17 protein-coding genes and 4 tRNA genes are annotated in these 21,890 nt (G+C 54.9%); 15 read left to right on the top strand and 6 right to left on the bottom strand.

The features are described from left to right. The first annotated feature begins 13 nt into the window (after window positions 1-13). Window positions 14-1,543 carry a DHA2 family efflux MFS transporter permease subunit gene (locus NTD86_RS16300; RefSeq protein WP_262203704.1) on the top strand — a complete coding sequence of 510 codons (1,530 nt, stop codon included), beginning with the start codon at window positions 14-16 and terminating at the stop codon, window positions 1,541-1,543. A 100-nt stretch (window positions 1,544-1,643) separates the two neighbouring features. On the opposite strand, the gene lpxH is transcribed toward NTD86_RS16300, so the two are convergent. Together lpxH and NTD86_RS16290 are read right to left on the bottom strand one after the other, a co-directional pair. After that, a complete protein-coding gene (lpxH, locus tag NTD86_RS16295; RefSeq protein WP_262203702.1) occupies window positions 1,644-2,399 on the bottom strand; it encodes a UDP-2,3-diacylglucosamine diphosphatase in 756 nt (251 codons plus the stop codon). Continuing rightward, the gene (locus NTD86_RS16290; RefSeq protein ID WP_262203700.1) at window positions 2,396-2,899 is read right to left on the bottom strand and encodes a peptidylprolyl isomerase; all 504 of its coding nucleotides are present in this window, start codon (window positions 2,897-2,899) and stop codon (window positions 2,396-2,398) included. Before NTD86_RS16290 ends, lpxH begins: the two co-directional genes overlap by 4 nt. 273 nt (window positions 2,900-3,172) lie before the next feature. Between NTD86_RS16290 and NTD86_RS16285 the strand changes: the two genes are divergently transcribed. Further along, window positions 3,173-4,870, top strand: a complete 1,698-nt coding sequence (locus NTD86_RS16285) for a glutamine--tRNA ligase/YqeY domain fusion protein (RefSeq protein ID WP_262203699.1) — start codon at window positions 3,173-3,175, stop codon at window positions 4,868-4,870. 21 nt (window positions 4,871-4,891) lie between these two features. Continuing rightward, a complete protein-coding gene (gene cysS / locus NTD86_RS16280) occupies window positions 4,892-6,274 on the top strand; it encodes a cysteine--tRNA ligase (protein ID WP_262203698.1) in 1,383 nt (460 codons plus the stop codon). A gap of 136 nt (window positions 6,275-6,410) precedes the next feature. Here cysS and folD read toward each other — a convergent pair whose 3' ends face one another. Then, entirely contained in the window at window positions 6,411-7,265 is an 855-nt protein-coding gene (gene folD / locus NTD86_RS16275) for a bifunctional methylenetetrahydrofolate dehydrogenase/methenyltetrahydrofolate cyclohydrolase FolD (protein WP_262203696.1), read from the bottom strand. A 280-nt stretch (window positions 7,266-7,545) separates the two neighbouring features. On the opposite strand from folD, the gene NTD86_RS16270 reads away from it, so the two are divergent. The 12 genes from NTD86_RS16270 (at window position 7,546) to NTD86_RS16215 (ending at window position 18,315) form a co-directional block, all read left to right on the top strand. Beyond that, window positions 7,546-7,622 (top strand) — tRNA-Arg (locus NTD86_RS16270). Window positions 7,623-7,663: 41 nt separating this feature from the next. Beyond that, window positions 7,664-7,739, top strand: a tRNA-His gene (locus NTD86_RS16265). A 56-nt stretch (window positions 7,740-7,795) separates the two neighbouring features. Next, window positions 7,796-7,880 (top strand) — tRNA-Leu (locus NTD86_RS16260). A gap of 214 nt (window positions 7,881-8,094) precedes the next feature. Continuing rightward, window positions 8,095-8,170 (top strand) — tRNA-His (locus NTD86_RS16255). Window positions 8,171-8,349: 179 nt separating this feature from the next. Further along, window positions 8,350-8,505 carry a hypothetical protein gene (locus tag NTD86_RS16250; RefSeq protein ID WP_262203694.1) on the top strand — a complete coding sequence of 52 codons (156 nt, stop codon included), beginning with the start codon at window positions 8,350-8,352 and terminating at the stop codon, window positions 8,503-8,505. A 175-nt stretch (window positions 8,506-8,680) separates the two neighbouring features. Continuing rightward, on the top strand, window positions 8,681-9,991 hold the full coding sequence (gene tig, locus NTD86_RS16245) for a trigger factor (RefSeq protein ID WP_262203692.1): 1,311 nt from the start codon (window positions 8,681-8,683) through the stop codon (window positions 9,989-9,991). Between the two features lie 91 nt (window positions 9,992-10,082). Beyond that, complete coding sequence (gene clpP / locus NTD86_RS16240; RefSeq protein WP_048373031.1) at window positions 10,083-10,724, top strand: ATP-dependent Clp endopeptidase proteolytic subunit ClpP; 642 nt, start codon at window positions 10,083-10,085, stop codon at window positions 10,722-10,724. A gap of 106 nt (window positions 10,725-10,830) precedes the next feature. Then, window positions 10,831-12,114, top strand: a complete 1,284-nt coding sequence (clpX, locus tag NTD86_RS16235) for an ATP-dependent Clp protease ATP-binding subunit ClpX (RefSeq protein WP_262203690.1) — start codon at window positions 10,831-10,833, stop codon at window positions 12,112-12,114. 163 nt (window positions 12,115-12,277) lie between these two features. After that, window positions 12,278-14,674, top strand: coding sequence for an endopeptidase La (gene lon, locus NTD86_RS16230; protein ID WP_262203687.1), 2,397 nt, complete (start codon window positions 12,278-12,280; stop codon window positions 14,672-14,674). 146 nt (window positions 14,675-14,820) lie between these two features. Beyond that, window positions 14,821-15,093 carry an HU family DNA-binding protein gene (locus NTD86_RS16225; protein ID WP_003183171.1) on the top strand — a complete coding sequence of 91 codons (273 nt, stop codon included), beginning with the start codon at window positions 14,821-14,823 and terminating at the stop codon, window positions 15,091-15,093. Window positions 15,094-15,322: 229 nt separating this feature from the next. Further along, window positions 15,323-17,194 (top strand): SurA N-terminal domain-containing protein, encoded by a 1,872-nt coding sequence (locus NTD86_RS16220; RefSeq protein ID WP_262203686.1) that lies wholly within the window; start codon window positions 15,323-15,325, stop codon window positions 17,192-17,194. A 218-nt stretch (window positions 17,195-17,412) separates the two neighbouring features. Further along, complete coding sequence (locus tag NTD86_RS16215) at window positions 17,413-18,315, top strand: serine hydrolase domain-containing protein (RefSeq protein ID WP_262203684.1); 903 nt, start codon at window positions 17,413-17,415, stop codon at window positions 18,313-18,315. A gap of 129 nt (window positions 18,316-18,444) precedes the next feature. Here NTD86_RS16215 and fabI read toward each other — a convergent pair whose 3' ends face one another. The 3 genes from fabI to NTD86_RS16200 are packed head-to-tail and all read right to left on the bottom strand — an operon-like array spanning window position 18,445 to window position 21,890. Then, window positions 18,445-19,239, bottom strand: a complete 795-nt coding sequence (gene fabI / locus NTD86_RS16210; protein ID WP_262203683.1) for an enoyl-ACP reductase FabI — start codon at window positions 19,237-19,239, stop codon at window positions 18,445-18,447. Between the two features lie 19 nt (window positions 19,240-19,258). Then, window positions 19,259-20,869 (bottom strand): ABC transporter ATP-binding protein, encoded by a 1,611-nt coding sequence (locus NTD86_RS16205; RefSeq protein WP_262203681.1) that lies wholly within the window; start codon window positions 20,867-20,869, stop codon window positions 19,259-19,261. Window position 20,870: 1 nt separating this feature from the next. Further along, the gene (locus NTD86_RS16200; protein ID WP_262203679.1) at window positions 20,871-21,890 is read right to left on the bottom strand and encodes an ABC transporter permease; all 1,020 of its coding nucleotides are present in this window, start codon (window positions 21,888-21,890) and stop codon (window positions 20,871-20,873) included.

The following is a 21,890-nucleotide window of genomic DNA, read 5'->3' as shown; positions in this document are numbered from 1 at the left end:
TAAAGGATTTGCGATGAGTACAAACGCGTCTTTTACCCCGCCCAGCCTGTTGCTCGCCACTATCGGCCTGTCGCTGGCGACGTTTATGCAAGTGCTCGATACCACCATCGCCAACGTTGCGCTGCCGACGATCTCCGGCAACCTGGGGGTGAGTTCGGAGCAGGGTACGTGGGTAATTACTTCTTTTGCGGTGAGTAACGCGATTGCCTTGCCATTGACCGGCTGGTTGAGCCGCCGCTTTGGTGAAGTGAAGCTGTTTTTATGGGCCACAGTGCTGTTTGTGCTGGCGTCATTTTTGTGCGGTATTTCAACCTCGATGCCTGAGCTGGTTGGCTTTCGGGTATTGCAAGGGTTGGTAGCCGGGCCGCTGTATCCGATGACGCAGACCTTGCTGATTGCTGTTTACCCTCCCGCGAAACGGGGGATGGCATTGGCACTGCTGGCGATGGTCACGGTGGTGGCGCCCATTGCCGGGCCGATTCTGGGTGGCTGGATCACGGATAGTTACAGTTGGCCGTGGATCTTCTTTATTAACATCCCGATCGGCATTTTTGCGGTGCTGGTGGTTCGCCAGCAGCTCATGGCGCGTCCGGTGGTCATCACCCGTCAGCCCATGGACTATGTCGGGCTTATCACGCTGATCATTGGTGTTGGCGCACTACAGATTGTGCTCGACAAGGGTAACGATCTGGACTGGTTCGAATCCAATTTCATCCTCATTGGCACTGCTTTGTCAGTGGTGGCGCTGGCGGCCTTTGTCATTTGGGAGATGACGGACAAACACCCGATTGTGAACCTGCGTCTGTTTGCGTATCGCAACTTCCGAATCGGCACTATCGTGCTGGTATTGGGCTATGCCGGATTCTTCGGCATCAACTTGATTCTGCCGCAATGGTTGCAAACCCAGATGGGTTACACCGCGACCTGGGCGGGGTTGGCGGTGGCGCCCATCGGTATCTTGCCAGTCGTAATGTCACCGTTTGTAGGTAAGTATGCGAACAAGTTCGACCTGCGTTTGCTGGCGGGGCTGGCCTTCTTGGCCATCGGCCTGAGTTGCTTTATGCGGGCTGATTTCACCAATGAAGTGGACTTCCAGCACGTTGCGCTGGTGCAGTTGTTCATGGGTATCGGTGTCGCGCTGTTCTTCATGCCGACCTTGAGCATTTTGATGTCGGACTTGCCGCCGCAACAGATTGCTGACGGTGCAGGGCTTGCCACGTTCTTACGGACATTGGGCGGCAGTTTTGCCGCATCCCTGACCACCTGGATCTGGATTCGTCGTGCCGATCAGCATCATGCCTACTTGAGCGAAAGCATAAGTACCTATGACCCGATCACTCGGCATGCGCTGGACACGTTGGGCGGGGCGAGTACTCAGGCCTATGCCCAACTCGATCAGGTACTGACCAGCCAGGCTTATATGCTGTCGACCGTGGATTACTTCACGCTATTGGGCTGGATGTTTACCGGTTTGATTTTGCTGGTATGGCTGGCCAAGCCACCGTTTGCAGCCAAGGCCGGGCCGGAGGCGAGCGGGCATTAACGCTTGATTGGACGCAAACCTCGTAGGAGCGAGCTTGTCTCGCGATCTTTTGATCTTTTAAAAGATCGCGAGGCAAGCTCGCTCCTACAGTGGGCAGTGTTTATTGGGTGGCGTGAGGTAGCGCCAGTTGCACATTGACGAAGTCGAATGGCGCCAGTTGCATGCCTTGTTCATCCACTTGCAAGGCCCAGCCTTGTTTGTCCCAGTCGCCGAGTACGATGCGCTTGGCAGCGTAATCGCCGAGTTGCAATTTGTGGATCGCGGGGCGGTGGGTGTGGCCATGGATCAGTGTCTTGACGCCAAAGTGCTCCATGATCCGCGGTATTTCTTCGGGGGTCACATCGACAATGTCGTTAGCTTTCATGCGGGTCTGCGCTCGGCTTTCGCTGCGCAGTTTGCGTGCCAGTTTGTGGCGGGCGCTCAGCGGCAGATGGCGCAATATCCACAACGTCAGCGGGTTGCGCAGGTAGCGCCGCAAACGCATGTAAGCCTCGTCGCGTGTGCACAGGCTGTCGCCGTGCATCAATAAAACCGGCTCGCCGTAGAAATCCACGACGCTCGGGTCTTTAAGCAGGGTGCAGCCAGCGGCCTTGCAAAAGGCCTGGCCGATCAGGAAATCGCGATTGCCGTGCATCAGAAACACTTTCGTACCGCTGTCACTCAATTCACGCAGCGCTTGGCAGATGGAGCGCTGATAGGGCGTCATTGCATCGTCGCCAATCCAGGCTTCAAAAAAATCTCCCAAGATATACAGCGCCTGTGCCGAGCGCGCTCGCCCGGACAGTAAATCCAGAAACGCCCGGGTGATGTCCGGGCGCTCCTCTTCCAGATGCAAATCTGAAATCAGCAGTATCACTCAATGATCTCGGCTTTCTCGATGATCACATCTTCTGCTGGTACGTCCTGGTGACCAGCCTTGGAGCCGGTCGCAACGCCCTTGATCTTGTCAACAACGTCCTGGCCTTCGGTCACTTTGCCGAACACGGCGTAGCCCCAGCCTTGAACGTTTTTGCCGCTGTGGTTCAGGAAGCTGTTGTCAGCTACGTTGATGAAGAACTGGGCCGAAGCCGAATGCGGCTCCATGGTGCGGGCCATGGCGATGGTGTATTTGTCGTTCGACAGGCCGTTGTCAGCCTCGTTCTGGATGCTTGGGCGCTTGTCTTTCTTTTCTTTCATGCCAGGTTCAAAACCGCCGCCCTGAATCATGAAGTTGCCGATCACGCGGTGGAAAACAGTGTTTTCGTAGTGGCCGGCTTTTACGTATTCGAGGAAGTTGGCGACGGTAATCGGCGCCTTTTCAGCGTTCAGATCAATCACGATGTCGCCGTGGTTGGTGGTCAGTTTTACTTTTGACATGTCGTTATCGCTCTATCAGAAAATTCGTTGGGCTTGGGAAATCCGTATGACACCGTCCGCCCCAGGCAGGCTGGGTAGATACAGCCGCGGGTGAAGTTTAGCCTGCCCGCAGAGCATTTCGATGGTGTTTTTGCGATATGGGGGCTAAAAGCCCCATTTCAATTGCTTTGATTGGTCGCCTGCTCTGTCAGGGACTTGACAGCATCGGCTATGATAGGCGCTTTGATTCAGTCGGCCGCTTGAGGCCGCGCACCCGTTACGTTCAAGGATCCTATGAGCAAGCCCACTGTCGACCCCACTCTGAATCCAAAGGCTGGCCCAGCTGTACCGGCCAATTTTCTGCGCCCAATCGTGCAGGCGGACCTTGACTCGGGTAAATGCCAACAGATCGTGACCCGCTTTCCGCCTGAGCCTAATGGCTATCTGCACATTGGTCACGCCAAATCCATTTGCGTGAACTTTGGGCTGGCCGAGGAATTCGGCGGCGTCACGCACTTGCGTTTTGACGACACCAACCCGGCCAAGGAAGACCAGGAATACATCGACGCGATCGAAAACGACGTGAAGTGGCTGGGCTTTCAGTGGTCTGGCGAAGTGCGCTATGCGTCGCAATATTTCGATCAGTTGCACGACTGGGCGGTTTACCTGATCGAGCAGGGCAAGGCGTATGTCTGCGACCTGACGCCAGAGCAAGCCAAGGAATACCGCGGCAATCTGACCGAGCCTGGCAAGAACAGCCCGTTCCGTGATCGCAGCGTGGCAGAAAACCTTGATCTGTTTGCGCGCATGAAGGCGGGCGAGTTCGAAGACGGCAAGCGCGTGCTGCGGGCCAAGATCGACATGTCTTCGCCGAACATGAACCTGCGCGATCCGATCATGTATCGCATTCGCCACGCTCATCACCACCAGACCGGTGATAAGTGGTGCATCTACCCGAACTATGACTTCACTCATGGCCAGTCGGACGCGATCGAAGGCATTACCCATTCGATCTGCACCCTTGAGTTCGAAGGCCATCGCCCTCTGTATGAGTGGTTCCTCGACAGCTTGCCGGTGCCGAGCAAGCCGCGTCAGTACGAGTTTTCGCGCCTGAACCTGAACTACACCATCACCAGCAAGCGCAAGCTCAAGCTGCTGGTGGATGAAAAGCACGTGAACGGCTGGGACGACCCGCGTATGTCGACGCTGTCGGGTTTCCGCCGTCGTGGCTACACACCCAAGTCGATTCGCAACTTCTGCGACATGGTCGGCACCAACCGCTCCGATGGTGTGGTGGACTTCGGCATGCTGGAATTCAGCATCCGTGACGATCTGGATCACAGCGCGCCGCGCGCCATGTGCGTATTGCGCCCATTGAAAGTGATCATCACCAACTACCCTGAAGACAAGGTCGAGAACCTTGAGCTGCCTTGCCACCCTAAAGAAGACATGGGTGTGCGGGTGCTGCCTTTCGCGCGTGAGATCTACATCGACCGTGACGACTTCATGGAAGAGCCACCAAAAGGTTACAAGCGTCTTGAGCCTGCCGGTGAAGTGCGTCTGCGTGGCAGCTATGTGATCCGTGCCGATGAAGCCATTAAAGATGCTGACGGCAACATCGTTGAGCTGCATTGCTCGTACGACCCTGAGACTCTGGGCAAGAACCCTGAAGGCCGCAAGGTCAAGGGTGTTGTGCACTGGGTGCCAGCGGCCGCCAGCGTCGAGTGTGAGGTGCGTCTGTATGATCGCCTGTTCCGTTCGCCGAACCCTGAAAAGGCAGAAGATGGCGCCAGCTTCCTGGAAAACATCAACCCTGACTCACTGCAAGTGCTGACCGGTTGTCGTGCTGAACCCTCGTTGGGCAATGCACAGCCGGAAGACCGTTTCCAGTTCGAGCGCGAAGGTTACTTTTGCGCGGATATCAAGGACTCGAAACCAGGTCAGCCGGTATTCAACCGTACCGTGACCCTGCGTGATTCGTGGGGCCAGTGATCAAGTTTTAAGGAAGAGCTCGTGCTAACGATCTACAACACGCTCACCAAGAGCAAAGAAGTGTTCAAGCCTCTGGATGGCAACAAGGTGCGTATGTATGTGTGCGGCATGACCGTGTACGACTACTGCCACCTGGGGCATGGGCGCAGTATGGTGGCCTTCGACCTGGTGACACGCTGGCTGCGTTTTAGCGGTTACGATTTGACGTATGTGCGCAACATCACCGATATCGACGACAAGATCATCAATCGTGCGAATGAAAACGGTGAGACGTTTGAAGCGCTGACAGAGCGCATGATCGCCGCGATGCACGAAGACGAAGCCCGTCTGAACATCAAAAAGCCGGACATGGAGCCGCGTGCCACCGATCATATCGCCGGCATGCACGCGATGATTCAGACCTTGATCGACAAGGGTTATGCCTACGCACCGGGCAATGGCGACGTGTACTACCGCGTAGCCAAGTTCATGGGCTATGGCAGGTTGTCGCGCAAGAAGATCGAAGATCTGCGCATCGGTGCCCGCATCGAAGTCGATGAGGCGAAAGATGATCCGCTGGACTTCGTGCTGTGGAAAGGCGTCAAGCCGGGCGAGCCGAGCTGGGAGTCGCCATGGGGGCCGGGTCGTCCGGGCTGGCACATCGAGTGCTCGGTGATGTCGACCTGCTGCCTGGGTGAGACATTCGATATTCATGGTGGCGGCAGCGATCTGGAGTTTCCGCACCATGAAAACGAAATCGCCCAAAGCGAGGCGGCTACAGGTAAAACCTACGCCAATGCCTGGATGCACTGCGGGATGATTCGCATCAATGGCGAGAAGATGTCCAAATCCTTGAACAACTTCTTCACCATTCGTGATGTTCTGGAGAAATATCATCCAGAGGTGGTGCGTTACTTGTTGGTCTCCAGCCACTACCGGAGTTCCATCAACTACTCCGAAGAAAACCTCAAGGATGCGAAAGCAGCGCTTGAGCGGTTCTATCACGCGCTTAAAGGTCTGCCGAAAGTAGCGCCGGTCGGCGGTGAGGCGTTTGTCGAGCGCTTTACGCACGTGATGAACGATGACTTCGGTACGCCTGAAGCCTGTGCGGTGTTGTTCGAGATGGTCCGTGAGATTAACCGCTTGCGCGACACTGATCTGCAAGCTGCTGCCGGCTTGGCGGCGCGTCTTAAAGAGTTGGCTGATGTGCTGGGTGTATTGCAGCTCGAAGCCGATGACTTTTTGCAGGCCGGCGCTGAAGGGCGAGTGGATGCTGCGCAAGTGGACGCGCTGATTGCTGCCCGTTTGGCTGCGCGCGCGGGCAAGGACTGGGCCGAGTCGGATCGTATTCGCGACCAGCTCACTGCAATGGGTGTGGTGCTGGAAGACGGCAAGGGAGGCACCACCTGGCGCCTGGCTGACTAAGGCGCTCCTGCAGGGGTGGCGACATTCCCTGTAGAAGCGAGTTTGTTCGCGATCTTTTTGATCTTGATGGCGAGCAATGAAAGCGGGCAATAAAAAACGGCACCCTAGGGTGCCGTTTTTTTCGAGACGCTAAAACTTAGCTGTGCAATGTCTCGGCCGCGTACAGCGTATTTTCCAGTAGGCAGGCACGGGTCATCGGGCCAACACCCCCAGGCACGGGGGTAATCCAGCCGGCGCGGGGCAGGGCGGTCTCGTAAACCACGTCGCCTACCAGTTTGCCATCCGCTTGGCGGTTGATGCCGACGTCAATCACGATGGCGCCTTCCTTGATCCACTCGCCCTTGACCAGGCCGGGTTTGCCCGCAGCCACAACCACCAGGTCGGCTCGAGCAACGTGGCCAGCCAGGTCCTTGGTGAAGCGATGGGTAACGGTAACGGTGCAGCCGGCCAGCAGCAGTTCCATGGCCATCGGGCGCCCTACGATGTTGGACGCGCCGACAATCACTGCGTCCATGCCGTACAGGTCCTGACCGGTGCTTTCCAGCAGGGTCATGATGCCTTTGGGTGTGCAAGGGCGCAGTAGGGGAATGCGTTGGGCCAGGCGCCCTACGTTATAAGGGTGGAAGCCGTCGACGTCTTTGTCAGGGCGGATGCGCTCCAACAGCTTGGAGGCGTCCAGGTGCTCTGGTAGCGGCAGTTGCAGCAGGATGCCGTCGATGTTTGCGTCTTCGTTAAGACGGTCAATCAGATCAGTAAGCGCTTGCTGGGTAGTGTCGGACGGCAGGTCATAGGCCTGTGACAGAAAGCCTACCTCTTCGCAGTCTTTACGCTTGTGCGAAACATAAACCTGGGAGGCAGGATCGCTGCCGACCAAAATCACTGCCAGACCAGGAGTGCGCAGGCCTTGCTCGTGACGCTCGGCGACGCGTTTGGCAATCTGCTGGCGCAGGTTGGCGGCGATCGTCTTGCCGTCGATTAGTTGTGCAGTCATTACGCGTGATTAACCATCGTAAAGGGTGGAGAAAGGACGTGCATTCTCGCATGCCGTGGCGTATGGGCAAAGGCGCTTGGTCTGCTTATTCCCCTAACTCCTTTATATATCTAAACTTTTTAGAAAAAAGAGTTGACGACTTTCCGGGTCGTCTATAAGATTCGTCGCACTTGTCGGGCACAGCCTAGCACTGGTTAAGAAGGTAGAGCGAAGTTGTTGTCCAGCTTGGTGATACTGAAAGCAATTAGTTTGTAATCGTCACAGAGAGCAGATTAATAAGGCGCCCGTAGCTCAGCTGGATAGAGCATCCGCCTTCTAAGCGGATGGTCGCAGGTTCGAGTCCTGCCGGGTGCGCCATTAGGCAGCTTTGGCACAAGTAAGGCAGTAACGGCAATATGGTGGGCGTAGCTCAGTTGGTAGAGCACGGGATTGTGACTCCCGTTGTCGAGGGTTCGATCCCCTTCGTCCACCCCATATTTAGAAAGGCGCCAGATTAATAGTCTGGCGTCTTTGCTTGAAAAGTTTGAAATGCGGATGTGGTGGAATTGGTAGACACACTGGATTTAGGTTCCAGCGCCGCAAGGTGTGAGAGTTCGAGTCTCTCCGTCCGCACCAAATAAGGTTTCGCAATGTATCGCTTTATAGTGCGAAATCATTGAAAAGGCCGCCAAAAGCGGCTTTTTTATTTAGCAGCAGGGCGCTTAGTTAGCAACTTGTTGTCTGTTAGGTGCATCTCTAGTTCCGTGCGAAATGGGTGATGTGCTAATGCCTTTACTGATGAACAGGCTTTTTAGTGGCTTTGATCTGTAAGGGTGGTAAATGCTAGATGGTGGGCGTAGCTCAGTTGGTAGAGCACGGGATTGTGACTCCCGTTGTCGAGGGTTCGATCCCCTTCGTCCACCCCATATTTAAAAAAGCGCCAGACCAATCGTCTGGCGTTTTTGTTTTTGAAGTTCGAAAGGCCGGTGCAGGTTAAGTCAGGGCAAAGATCATGTCGTGTTAAGGCATTGATGTTTAAGTCTATTCACTGCATCAGAGCGGGTGGTTACCTGTTCATCCAGAAAAGCGCAGAGCCTGAAAAGGAATGCGCTTTTTTTTGGTCCAGGCGATTGAGTGCCCAGAAGAAAGCCTTGTGTTGCTGGAAGATGCAAGCCATTTGCCTTCATGCGACAGGCGCTTGGTCGAGCCGTTGTTCGATGTGCGCTTCTATATAGAAGGCTCTGAACTGGGCTGTGTGTAAAGGATTGTGTGTTTCAAGCAGGTTTAGCAAATCATCGCCTGTGCTTAATAATGTACCGGCTGTTTCCCTGTGCGATTAGGGTAGGGTGACTTCTTGAGTTTGACCCACTAGAATGCATGCCCTTGATTATGGGGTCGGAAACGGCCGGCTAATGTCTGTGCAACGAGGAATATCCATGCAAGTTTCTGTTGAAAATACTTCCGCTCTTGAGCGTCGCATGACCATTGGCGTGCCAGCTGAGCGTATTGAGGCTGAAGTCAACAAGCGTCTGCAACAGACTGCCCAAAAGGCCAAAATCCCGGGCTTCCGTCCAGGCAAAGTGCCAATGAGCGTGATCCGTCAGCGTTACGAAGCTGATGCGCGTCAAGAAGCTCTGGGTAACGTGATCCAGGCTTCTTTCTACGAAGCAGTGGTTGAGCAAAAGCTGAACCCGGCTGGCGCACCGTCGGTTGAGCCTAAAGTTTTCGAAAAAGGCAAAGACCTGGAATACATCGCGACGTTCGAAGTGTTCCCAGAATTCGAAGTGACCGGTCTGGACACTATCGCTGTCGAGCGCCTGAGCGCCGAAGTGGCTGAAGCTGACCTGGACAAGATGCTGGACGTACTGCGCAAGCAGAACACCCGCTTTGAAGTGACTGAGCGTGCTGCTCAGAACGAAGACCAACTGAACATCGATTTCGTTGGCAAGGTTGATGGCGAAGTATTCGCTGGTGGTTCGGCCAAAGGTACTCAACTGGTGCTGGGCTCTGGCCGCATGATCCCTGGCTTCGAAGAAGGCCTGGTTGGCGCTAAAGCAGGCGAAGAGCGCGTTCTGACCCTGACTTTCCCTGAGGACTACCAGAACCTGGATCTGGCTGGCAAAGCAGCTGAGTTCACCGTGACCGTGAACACTGTGTCGGAGCCTAAGCTGCCAGAGCTGAACGAAGAGTTCTTCGCTCAATTCGGCATCAAGGAAACCGGCATCGAAGGCTTCCGCGCCGAAGTTCGTAAGAACATGGAGCGTGAGCTGCGTCAGGCGATCAAATCCAAGGTTAAAAATCAGGTAATGGACGGCCTGCTGGCTGCCAACCCGATCGAAGTGCCAAAAGCACTGCTGTCCAACGAAGTGGACCGTCTGCGCGTTCAGGCTGTTCAACAGTTTGGCGGCAACATCAAGCCAGACCAACTGCCTGCCGAGCTGTTCGAAGAGCAAGCCAAGCGCCGCGTTGTGTTGGGTCTGATCGTTGCTGAAGTGGTCAAGCAATTCGACCTCAAGCCTGACGAAGCTCGCGTTCGCGACATGATTCAGGAAATGGCTTCCGCTTACCAGGAGCCAGAGCAGGTTGTAGCGTGGTACTACAAAAATGATCAGCAATTGAACGAGGTTCGTTCTGTTGTGCTGGAAGAACAAGTTGTGGATACTGTTCTGCAGAAGGCTAAGGTGACCGATAAAGCGGTCTCTTACGAAGAAGCGGTCAAACCGGTGGAAGCTCCACAAGCCGACTGATTTCTGATTCGTTAGAAAACACAACCATAAGCCAGCCTCGAGCTGGCTTATGCGTATTCCAGACAAGACTTTTTGGGAGTGACTGCCGGACATGTCCCGCAATTCTTATATTCAGCAGAACTCTGACATCCAGGCCGCAGGTGGTCTGGTCCCGATGGTTGTTGAGCAGTCTGCTCGTGGCGAACGCGCCTACGACATCTATTCGCGCCTGTTGAAGGAGCGAATCATCTTCCTGGTCGGCCCTGTAGAAGACTACATGGCTAATCTGGTAGCTGCGCAACTGCTGTTCCTTGAAGCCGAAAATCCGGACAAGGACATCCATCTGTATATCAACTCTCCAGGCGGCTCGGTGACTGCAGGCATGTCGATCTACGACACCATGCAGTTCATCAAGCCAGACGTATCGACCATCTGCATTGGTCAAGCCTGCAGCATGGGGGCTTTCCTGCTGGCCGGTGGTGCACCGGGCAAGCGTCACTGCCTGCCTAACTCGCGCATGATGATTCACCAGCCATTGGGCGGCTTCCAGGGGCAGGCGTCGGATATCGACATTCATGCCAAGGAAATCCTCAACATCCGTCATCGCTTGAACTCGCTGCTGGCCCACCACACCGGTCAGTCGCTGGAAACCATCGAGCGTGACACTGAGCGTGACAATTTCATGAGCGCTGAGCGTGCAGCCGAATACGGTTTGATCGACTCTGTGTTCAGTAAGCGTCAAATGCCCGCTTAAGTAGCCCAAGTGGAGGTGGTTGGGATCACCGACCACCTGCGGGCTTGAAAAAGCCCGCAGTTGCCTTCATCTTGTGTTGCAAGCCTATCGGATTTGGATCGATCGAATGACTGACACCCGCAACGGCGAGGACAACGGCAAATTGCTCTATTGCTCCTTCTGTGGCAAAAGCCAGCATGAAGTGCGCAAATTGATTGCCGGCCCCTCGGTGTTTATCTGCGACGAATGCGTCGACTTGTGCAACGACATCATCCGCGAGGAGGTGCAGGAAGCCCAAGCCGAGAGCAGCGCGCATAAATTACCTTCGCCAAAAGAAATCAGCGGCATCCTTGATCAATACGTCATTGGTCAGGAACGTGCCAAAAAGGTTTTGGCTGTAGCGGTGTACAACCACTACAAGCGCCTGAATCAGCGTGACAAAAAGAATGACGAAGTCGAACTCGGCAAGAGCAACATCCTGCTGATCGGACCGACCGGTTCGGGTAAAACCCTGCTGGCCGAAACCCTGGCTCGTCTGTTGAACGTACCTTTCACCATCGCAGATGCCACCACACTGACCGAAGCCGGTTATGTGGGTGAAGATGTTGAAAACATCATTCAGAAGTTGCTCCAGAAATGCGATTACGACGTAGAGAAAGCCCAGATGGGTATCGTCTACATCGATGAAATCGACAAGATTTCGCGCAAATCGGACAACCCTTCGATTACCCGTGATGTATCCGGCGAAGGTGTGCAGCAAGCATTGCTGAAACTGATCGAAGGCACAGTGGCTTCCGTACCTCCTCAAGGGGGTCGCAAACACCCGCAGCAGGAATTCTTGCAGGTTGATACCCGCAACATTCTGTTCATCTGCGGCGGTGCATTTTCTGGTCTTGAGAAAGTTGTCCAGGCGCGCTCGACCCGCGGCGGCATCGGCTTCAGTGCCGAAGTGCGCAGCAAGGAAGAGGGCAAGAAAGTTGGCGAATCCCTGCGTGAAGTCGAGCCTGACGATCTGGTCAAGTTCGGTCTGATCCCGGAGTTTGTCGGCCGTCTGCCTGTTCTGGCAACACTGGACGAGCTGGATGAAGCTGCACTGATCCAGATCCTGACTGAACCGAAGAACGCGCTGACCAAGCAATACGGCAAGTTGTTCGAGATGGAAGGTGTTGATCTTGAGTTCCGTGCCGATGCCCTCAAGGCTGTTGCCAAGCGCGCACTGGAACGCAAGACCGGTGCTCGTGGTCTGCGCTCGATTCTAGAAAGCGTACTGCTCGATACCATGTATGAAATCCCCTCGCAAACCGAGGTGAGTAAAGTGGTCATCGATGAAAGCGTTATAGAAGGTAAGTCTCAGCCGTTGTTCATTTACGAAAGCAACGAAGTGGCTGCCAAGGCTGCACCTGACGCGTAAATGTATTGCTGCATATGACATATTGCGTGTTAAAGAAGGGGCCTTCGGGCCCCTTTGTTTTTCCTGTCGGCCAACGCTTGTTTTTTTTCGAGGCAGCCCCCATCTTGGCTTCAAGCTTACTTCCATCTGATTACGGCCTTATGGCCGCCGTAGAGGCGAAATCATGAAGACAACCATCGAATTGCCTCTCCTGCCATTGCGCGATGTCGTTGTTTATCCGCACATGGTTATTCCACTGTTCGTGGGACGTGAGAAATCAATCGAGGCCCTTGAGGCTGCGATGACGGGCGACAAGCAGATCCTGCTGTTGGCTCAGAAAAACCCTGCAGACGATGATCCAGGCGAAGATGCCCTCTATCGTGTAGGTACTATTGCGACCGTCCTGCAGCTGCTCAAGCTGCCGGATGGCACGGTTAAAGTGCTCGTTGAAGGCGAGCAGCGTGGTGCTGTGGAGCATTTCGGCCAGGCAGACGGCTACCTGAGCGCTGAAGTCTCCTTGATTGACGAGGTGGCTGTTCCAGAGCGTGAGTCCGAAGTCTTTGTGCGCAGCCTGCTCTCACAGTTTGAGCAGTACGTGCAGTTGGGCAAAAAAGTGCCGGCCGAGGTCCTGTCCTCGCTCAACAGCATTGATGAGCCAAGCCGTCTGGTCGACACCATGTCGGCGCACATGGCACTCAAGATCGAGCAGAAGCAGGAAATCCTCGAAATCATCAACCTGCAGGATCGGGTTGAGCATGTCCTGGCTTTGCTGGATGCTGAAATCGACTTGCTACAAGTTGAAAAGCGTATTCGTGGCCGCGTCAAAAAGCAGATGGAGCGCAGCCAGCGCGAGTACTACCTGAATGAGCAAATGAAGGCCATTCAGAAAGAGCTCGGTGACGGTGACGAAGGTCACAATGAAATCGAAGAGCTTAAAAAACGTATTGATGAAGCCGGCCTGCCCAAAGATGCGATGACCAAGGCCCATGCTGAGTTGAACAAGCTCAAGCAGATGTCGCCAATGTCGGCAGAAGCCACTGTGGTGCGTTCCTACATCGACTGGTTGGTGCAGGTGCCGTGGAAGGCGCAAAGCAAGGTACGCCTGGATCTCAAGCGCGCTGAAGACATTCTGGATGCTGACCACTACGGCCTGGAAGAAGTCAAAGAGCGAATCCTCGAATACCTCGCAGTGCAAAAACGCGTGAAGAAGATTCGTGGCCCTGTGCTGTGCCTGGTAGGACCTCCTGGCGTGGGTAAAACCTCGCTTGCAGAATCCATTGCCCACGCTACAAACCGCAAGTTTGTGCGCATGGCACTGGGTGGCGTGCGTGATGAAGCTGAAATTCGCGGTCACCGCCGTACCTACATCGGCTCCATGCCGGGCCGTTTGATCCAGAAGATGACCAAGGTGGGTGTGCGTAACCCGCTGTTCCTGCTCGATGAAATCGACAAGATGGGCAGCGACATGCGTGGCGACCCGGCTTCTGCCTTGCTTGAGGTTCTGGATCCGGAGCAAAACCACAATTTCAACGACCATTACCTGGAGGTTGATTACGACCTGTCAGATGTGATGTTCCTGTGCACCTCAAACTCCATGAACATCCCGCCAGCACTGCTGGATCGGATGGAAGTGATTCGTCTGCCGGGCTACACCGAAGACGAAAAAATCAATATCGCGGTCAAATACCTCGCTCCGAAACAAATTGAAGCAAATGGTTTGAAGAAAGGTGAGCTGGCATTTGATAACGCCGCCATCCGCGACATCATCCGTTTTTATACCCGTGAAGCCGGTGTTCGAGGTCTTGAGCGTCAAATAGCGAAAATTTGCCGCAAGGCGGTCAAAGAACATGCGCTGGAAAAACGCTTCTCCGTCACAGTGACGCCTGACCTTCTTGAGCACTTCCTTGGGGTCAGAAAATTCAGCTATGGCCTGGCTGAGCAGGAGGATCAAATCGGTCAAGTGACCGGGCTGGCCTGGACGCAAGTGGGGGGCGAATTGCTCACTATTGAGTCCGCGGTAGTGCCTGGCAAGGGGCAGTTGATTAAGACCGGTTCGCTCGGTGATGTGATGGTCGAGTCGATTACCGCAGCGTTGACAGTGGTTCGCAGCCGCGCCAAGAGCCTCGGTATCCCATTGGATTTTCACGAAAAACGAGACATTCACATTCACATGCCGGAAGGCGCTACGCCGAAAGATGGTCCGAGCGCAGGTGTAGGAATGTGCACTGCATTGGTGTCGGCTCTTACGCTGATTCCTGTGCGAGCTGATGTTGCAATGACTGGTGAAATTACCTTGCGTGGTCAGGTGCTGGCGATCGGCGGGCTCAAGGAAAAATTGCTGGCGGCCCATCGTGGTGGAATCAAAACCGTAATTATTCCTGAAGAAAACGTCCGCGATCTGAAGGAAATTCCTGACAACATCAAGCAGGATCTGCAGATTAAACCGGTTAAATGGATTGACGAGGTCCTGCAAATTGCGCTGCAATACGCCCCGGAGCCCTTGCCAGATGTGGCTCCTGAGATTGTTGCCAAGGATGAGAAGCGCGAGTCTGACTCTAAGGAAAGAATTAGCACGCATTAATACGAATTTGCCTGAGGGGCTTTCTTGACGCTGTTTAGAGCCCTTGTTATAAAGCGGCTCTATAAGTGTCCGCAGTACTCAGGCAAACGTTTAGCTTCACCAAAAAACTTTAGAAACATACTCAGATAGATATAAGGGGACTTAGAGTGAACAAGTCGGAACTGATTGATGCTATCGCTGCATCTGCTGATATCCCGAAAGCTGCAGCTGGCCGTGCGCTGGACGCAGTAATCGAATCCGTCACTGGCGCTCTTAAGGCCGGCGACTCTGTGGTACTGGTTGGTTTTGGTACTTTTTCTGTAACCGATCGTCCTGCTCGCACTGGTCGTAACCCACAGACTGGTAAAACGCTGGAAATTCCTGCCGCTAAAAAGCCAGGCTTCAAAGCCGGCAAAGCGCTGAAAGAAGCGGTTAACTAAGTTTCTGTAACACCTTTTACCCAACCGGGTCAGGCTCACGCCAGGCTTGGCAGCGGAGCGGTAGTAGCGTCGAAGGATGTATTGACGCGTTACACCGGGGGTCGCGGGTTCGAGCCCGGTCCGCTCCGCCAGTTACGAGAAGGCGCATCCTCGGATGCGCCTTTCTTCTATCCGGACTCTACCCACGCTCCACGGTTGCTCATTGTGCAAGACCGTTTCTGGGGGAAGCATGCTGCAAAATATCAGGGACAATTCACAAGGCTGGATTGCCAAGACCATCATCGGTGTCATCGTCGCGTTAATGGCGTTGACCGGTTTCGATGCGATTTTTCAAGCCACCTCTCACAGCAAGGATGCGGCCAAAGTAAACGGTGATGAAATCACCCAAGTTGAGCTCAGTCAGGCTGTCGACATGCAACGTCGTCAGTTGATGCAACAGCTGGGCAAGGATTTCGACCCTTCGTTGCTGGACGAAAAGATGCTGCACGATGCAGCCCTCAAGGGGTTGATCGACCGTAAGCTGTTGCTGCAAGGCGCCAATCAGGCCAAGTTCTCCTTCTCGGAAGCCGCTTTGGATCAAGTGATCCTGCAAACGCCGGAGTTCCAGGACAACGGTCAGTTCAGTCCTGAACGTTTCGACCAAGTGATTCGTCAGTTGGGTTATGGCCGTCTGCAATTCCGCGAAATGCTGGGTGAGGAAATGTTGATTGGCCAACTGCGCGCCGGTTTGGCAGGCAGTGGTTTCGTGACCGATGAAGAAGTGAACGCGTTTGCCCGCCTCGAGAAGCAAACCCGTGATTTCGCCACGCTGAACATCAAGGCTGATCCAGCTGCGGTTAAAGTCAGTGAAGATGAGGTCAAGGCTTACTACGACAAGCGCGCCAAAGAGTTCATGACCCCTGACCAAGTGGTGATTGACTATATCGAGTTGAAGAAGTCCGCATTCTTTGATCAGGTAGCCGTCAAAGATGATGAGCTGCAGGCGCTTTATCAGAAAGAAATCGCCAACCTGGCCGAACAACGCCGTGCTGCGCACATTCTGATCGAAGTCAACGACAAGGTCAGCGACGCACAGGCCAAAGCCAAGATTGAAGAGATTCAGCAGCGTCTGGCCAAAGGCGAAAGCTTTGAAGCCCTGGCTAAAGAGTTCTCCCAGGACCCAGGTTCGGCTGCCAACGGCGGTGATCTCGGCTACGCAGGCCCGGGTGTCTACGACCCTACGTTTGAGACCGCTTTGTATGCGCTGAAAAAGGATCAGGTCTCGGAGCCGGTTCGTACCAGTTTCGGTTACCACTTGATCAAGCTGCTGGGTGTTGAAGCACCTGAAGTGCCGAGTTTTGCCAGCCTTAAAGACAAGCTGACCCGTGACCTGAAAACCCAACAGGTTGAGCGTCGCTTCGTTGATGCAACCAAACAGTTGGAAGACTCTGCCTTCGAAGCGTCCGACCTGGCTCAGCCAGCACAGGAGCTGAACCTGACCGTTCATACCTCTGCACCGTTTGGTCGTGAAGGTGGTGAGGGTATCGCAGCCAACCGCGCTGTGGTTCAAGCCGCATTCAGCACTGAAGTGATGGATGAAGGGGCGAACAGCACCGCGCTTGAACTTGATCCTGAGACCGTTGTAGTTCTGCGTGTCAAAGAGCACCGCAAGCCAGAGCAACTGCCTCTGGAAGCCGTTGCCTCCAGCATTCATGCGCAATTGGTCAAAGAGCAAGCAGGTGCAGCCGCCAAAGCCAAGGCTGACGAAATCATCAAAGGTCTTCGCGATGGCAAGCTGGCGTTGAACCAGCCTGTTGACGGTCAATCGTGGAAAGTGGATGAAGCCGTTGCCCGTGGTCAGGACGGTATCGATCCTGTGGTCCTGCAAGCTGTGTTCCGCATGCCTAAGCCGGCGTCCAAGGACAAACCGACCTTTGGTAGCGTGAGCCTGGCAGATGGCACAGTGGTGGTATTGCGCTTGAATGGCGTAAACGATGATGCGAAGCCAACCGACGAAGAGAAAGCCTCTTACCGTCGCTTCCTGGCCTCGCGTGCGGGTCAGCAAGACTTTGCTGCCTACCGCAAACAGCTGGAAAACGAAGCCAAGGTTGAGCGCTACTAAGCTCTTAGCATCGCTTCACCAAAATGGCCGCTCATTGAGCGGCCATTTTTTTTGCGGTTGTGAGGTCAAAAGCCTGGGGCTTGGCGTGTCCATGGTGCAAGCATCCTGTTAAGCCGTCTTGACCGAAAGTACAGATCTAACGCGATCTTGGTGCTGATCTGCCAGCTAAGGTATTCTTTCAAGCCCTTACTCTGACCGCCCAACAAGGATATCTACTCATGCTTTGTTCTGTCATTTTGAACGGTAAGCATGTGCCAACAGAGCAATCCGATGCGGTTGTCCCTTGGTGGAGCTTCACTAAGACAGTCCTTGCTGCTGCGGCTCTTGCCCTTGTCCGAGACGGTCTGATCCAGCTTGACGACCCGGTACCAGAAGGCCCATTTACTCTTCGACAGATGCTTAAACACCAGGCGGGGCTTGCTGACTACTCTGAGCTTGAGGAGTATCACGCTGCAGTTGCCGCACACCACGCCCCATGGTCAGTTGCCGAAATGATGGAGCGTCTCGACGGGACACGATTGCGCTACGAGCCAGGTGCTGCCTGGCGATACTCCAATGTGGGCTACCTGCTGGTTAGCAAGCTTATCGAGCGAGTGACCGGGTTACGCATCGAAAAAGCATTGGCCCATCTTGTTTTCTTGCCCCTCGGCTTGACACATGTTCGACTTGCCACGGCGCCAGAAGATTTGGGTGAGGCGTATTCAGCACAAGGCTCTTTGTACCACCCTGGCTGGGTCTATCACGGTTTGTTGGTTGGTCCGCTTTCGGAATCGACTATTTTGCTGAATCACTTGATGACCGGACAGTTTCTCCCTCCTTTTTTGCTACAAGAAATGCAAGATGCAATAGTGCTTGGCGCGGCGATGCCGGGACGGCCCTGGGCCACGCCAGGCTATGGGCTTGGCTTGATGATCGGAGGCACTAAAAGCGGGCACCTGCTGACCGGACATACAGGTATGGGGCCGGGCAGTGTGATCGCGGTGTATCACCGCACCAGTGGCCCTAATTTAGCGACATGCTCTGTCTTTGATATGGGCGGCGACCAAGGGGAGGTCGAGACTGAAGCGTCCGAGCGGCTTTTAACCACTTTGGGTGCTGATATGCGAGTAGAAATATCTTAATGAGCGAATGTTGTGTCGTGCTGTCCATCTGGAGCCGCACGGCCTGCAACTGATTATGAAGCGCCAAACAAAAAACGCCCGGTGCAGACTCTGCACCGGGCGTTTTTAGTGGCGGTTGCGCCGAAGCAATTACTCTTCGAGGCTGCCCATGGCGGTGGTGTTGAAGCCGCCGTCCACGTACATGATTTCGCCGCTGATGCCCGAGGCCAGGTCGGAGCACAGGAAGGCACCGGCGTTGCCGACTTCTTCGATGGTCACGTTACGGCGCAGCGGGGTTTGGGCTTCGTTGGCTGCCAGCATTTTGCGGAAGTTCTTGATGCCCGAAGCGGCCAGGGTACGAATCGGGCCGGCCGATACGCAGTTAACGCGAGTGCCTTCCGGGCCCAGGCTGCCTGCCAGGTAACGTACACCGGCTTCCAGGCTGGCTTTTGCCATACCCATCACGTTGTAGTTAGGCATGGTGCGCTCGGCACCCAGGTAGGACAGGGTCAGCAGGCTGCCATTGCGGCCTTTCATCATCGGGCGGCCGGCTTTGGCCAGGGCCACGAAGCTGTAGGCGCTGATGTCGTGAGCGATGCGGAAGCCTTCACGGGTGGTGGCCTCGGTGAAGTCGCCGTCCAGTTGGTCGCCAGGAGCGAAGCCTACGGAGTGAACGATGCAGTCCAGGCCGTCCCACTTCTTGCTCAGGTCTTCGAAAACCTTGGCGATTTCTTCATCGCTGGCAACGTCGCAAGGGAAGCACAGTTCAGGGCCTGAGCCCCAGCCTGCAGCGAACTCTTCAACGCGGCCTTTAAGCTTTTCGTTCTGATAAGTGAAAGCGAGTTCGGCGCCTTCACGGTGCATGGCGGCAGCAATGCCAGACGCGATGGACAATTTGCTGGCGACACCGACGATCAGGACGCGCTTACCGGCGAGAAAACCCATGTGTTGTTCCTCTATCAGGTTAATCGACAGCCACTGGTGCCAAAAAGGCAGCTTCCAGCAGCTGTTGTGTATATGGATGTTGCGGTGAGGCAAAGAGACTTTGCGCATCACCCTGTTCGACCACTTGGCCATGCTTGACCACCATCAGTTGGTGGCTCAGCGCTTTGACTACCGCCAGGTCATGGCTGATAAACAAATAAGTCAGGTTGTACTTGGTTTGCAGCGAGCGTAACAACTCGACTACCTGGCGTTGTACTGTACGGTCCAACGCAGAGGTTGGTTCGTCCAGCAGAATCAATGCCGGTTTTAATACCAGTGCCCGGGCAATGGCTATTCGTTGCCGTTGCCCGCCAGAAAACTCGTGAGGGTAGCGGTGCCGGGTTTCCGGATCCAGACCTACTTCTCGCAAGGCTTCAATAATTGCCTGTTCCTGCTCTTCAGGTGAGCCCATTCGGTGAATACGCAAACCCTCACCGACGATTTCGCTCACGCTCATACGCGGGCTGAGACTGCCAAATGGGTCCTGGAACACCACCTGCATTTCCCGGCGCAGGGGTCTGATTTCCTGACGCGACAGGCAGTCTAACCGTTTACCTTCAAAACGGATCAATCCTTCGCTGGCAATCAATCGCAAAATCGCCAGGCCCAGGGTGGATTTTCCGGATCCGCTTTCTCCCACAATACCCAGGGTCTGGCCCTGAGGCAGGCTGAAGTTGATCCCGTTGACGGCTTTCACGTAATCAACCGTTTTGCGCATCAGGCCTTTTTTGATCGGGAACCACACCTTGAGGTTCTCGACTTCCAATAACGGCGCCCCGGCAACCGTGTTGGCAGGGCCTCCGCTGGGCTCTGCGCTAAGCAGTTCCCGGGTGTATGGATGCTGTGGCGAACGAAACAATTGTTCACACGTTGCTTGTTCGACGATGCAACCGCGCTGCATGACACATACTCGATGCGCAATTCGTCGAACCAGGTTCAAATCGTGACTGATCAGTAACAGCGACATACCCAGGCGGGCCTGTAAATCCTTCAACAAATCCAGGATTTTCAACTGAACAGTGACGTCCAAGGCGGTGGTGGGTTCGTCGGCAATTAACAGTTCAGGTTCATTGGCTAGGGCCATGGCGATCATGACGCGCTGGCGCTGGCCACCTGACAGCTCGTGTGGCAGCGCTTTGAGTCGTTTGAGAGGCTCCGGGATACCTACCAGCTCAAGCAGCTCCAGAGTGCGTTGTGTCGCTTCTTTGCCGGTCAGGCCCTTGTGCAGGCCCAGCACTTCATTGATTTGTTTCTCAATGGTGTGCAGCGGGTTCAACGAGGTCATGGGCTCCTGGAAAATCATGGCAATACGATTGCCTCGGATGTGCCGCAGTTTTTTCTCATCCAGTTGCAGCAGGTCTTGCCCGGCGTAATGAATACTGCCATGCGGATGGCGCGCCACCGGGTAGGGCAGCAGCCGCAGAATCGAGTGGGCGGTCACTGATTTGCCCGAGCCGCTTTCGCCAACCAGTGCCAGGGTTTCGCCGCGCTTTATATCAAAGTTGATACCTTGCACGACGCGCAGTGACTGCTCGCCGGTGACAAACTCAACGGATAGATCACGGACTTCGATCAGAGTGTCCTGGGTCATCTTATTTCCTCGGATCGAAGGCATCGCGAGCAGACTCGCCGATAAAGACAAGTAGGCTGAGCATGATTGCCAGTACGGCGAAGGCACTGATGCCCAGCCACGGTGCCTGCAGATTGGATTTGCCCTGCGCGACCAGTTCGCCCAAAGAAGGGGCGCCCGGCGGCAAGCCAAAACCCAGGAAGTCCAGCGCGGTCAGCGTACCGATGGCGCCGGTCAAAATAAACGGCATGAAGGTCATGGTCGAGACCATGGCATTGGGCAAGATGTGGCGGTACATGATGGCCATGTCCTGCATGCCGAGGGCACGTGCAGCACGAACATATTCCAGATTTCGCCCGCGCAGGAATTCGGCGCGCACGACATCGACCAGACTCATCCAGGAAAACAGCAACATGATCCCCAGTAGCCACCAAAAATTTGGCTGCACAAAACTGGCCAGAATGATCAATAGGTAAAGCACCGGCAATCCGGACCAGATCTCCAGGAAGCGTTGCCCGGCCAAGTCGACCCAGCCGCCATAAAAGCCCTGCAGCGCGCCGGCAATCACACCGATAATCGAGCTCAGCACCGTCAATGTCAGGGCGAACAACACTGAAATCCTGAAGCCATAGATCACCCGGGCCAGCACATCACGCCCTTGATCGTCGGTGCCCAGCCAGTTGTCCAGTGACGGCGGGGCGGGGGCCGGGACTTTCAGGTCATAGTTGATGCTGCCATAGCTGTACGGGATCGGAGGCCACACAACCAGAGCATCTTTCTTGGCCAGCAGTTCGCGGATGTAGGGGCTTTTGTAGTTGGCTTCGAGCGGGAACTCACCACCAAAGTCGGTTTCCGGGTAGCGCTTGAGCGCCGGGAAAAACCATTCGCCGTCGTAGTGGACAACCAGCGGTTTGTCATTGGCGATCAGTTCGGCGCCCAGGCTGAGGCCAAAGAGCACGACGAAAATCCATAAAGACCACCAGCCACGTTTGTTGGCTTTGAAACGTTCGAAACGTCGTCGATTGAGAGGGGATAGTTTCAT

The organism is Pseudomonas sp. 7P_10.2_Bac1, from assembly GCF_025465935.1.
Taxonomy (GTDB): Bacteria; Pseudomonadota; Gammaproteobacteria; order Pseudomonadales; family Pseudomonadaceae; genus Aquipseudomonas.
This window is presented reverse-complemented; position numbering and strand designations above follow the sequence as displayed.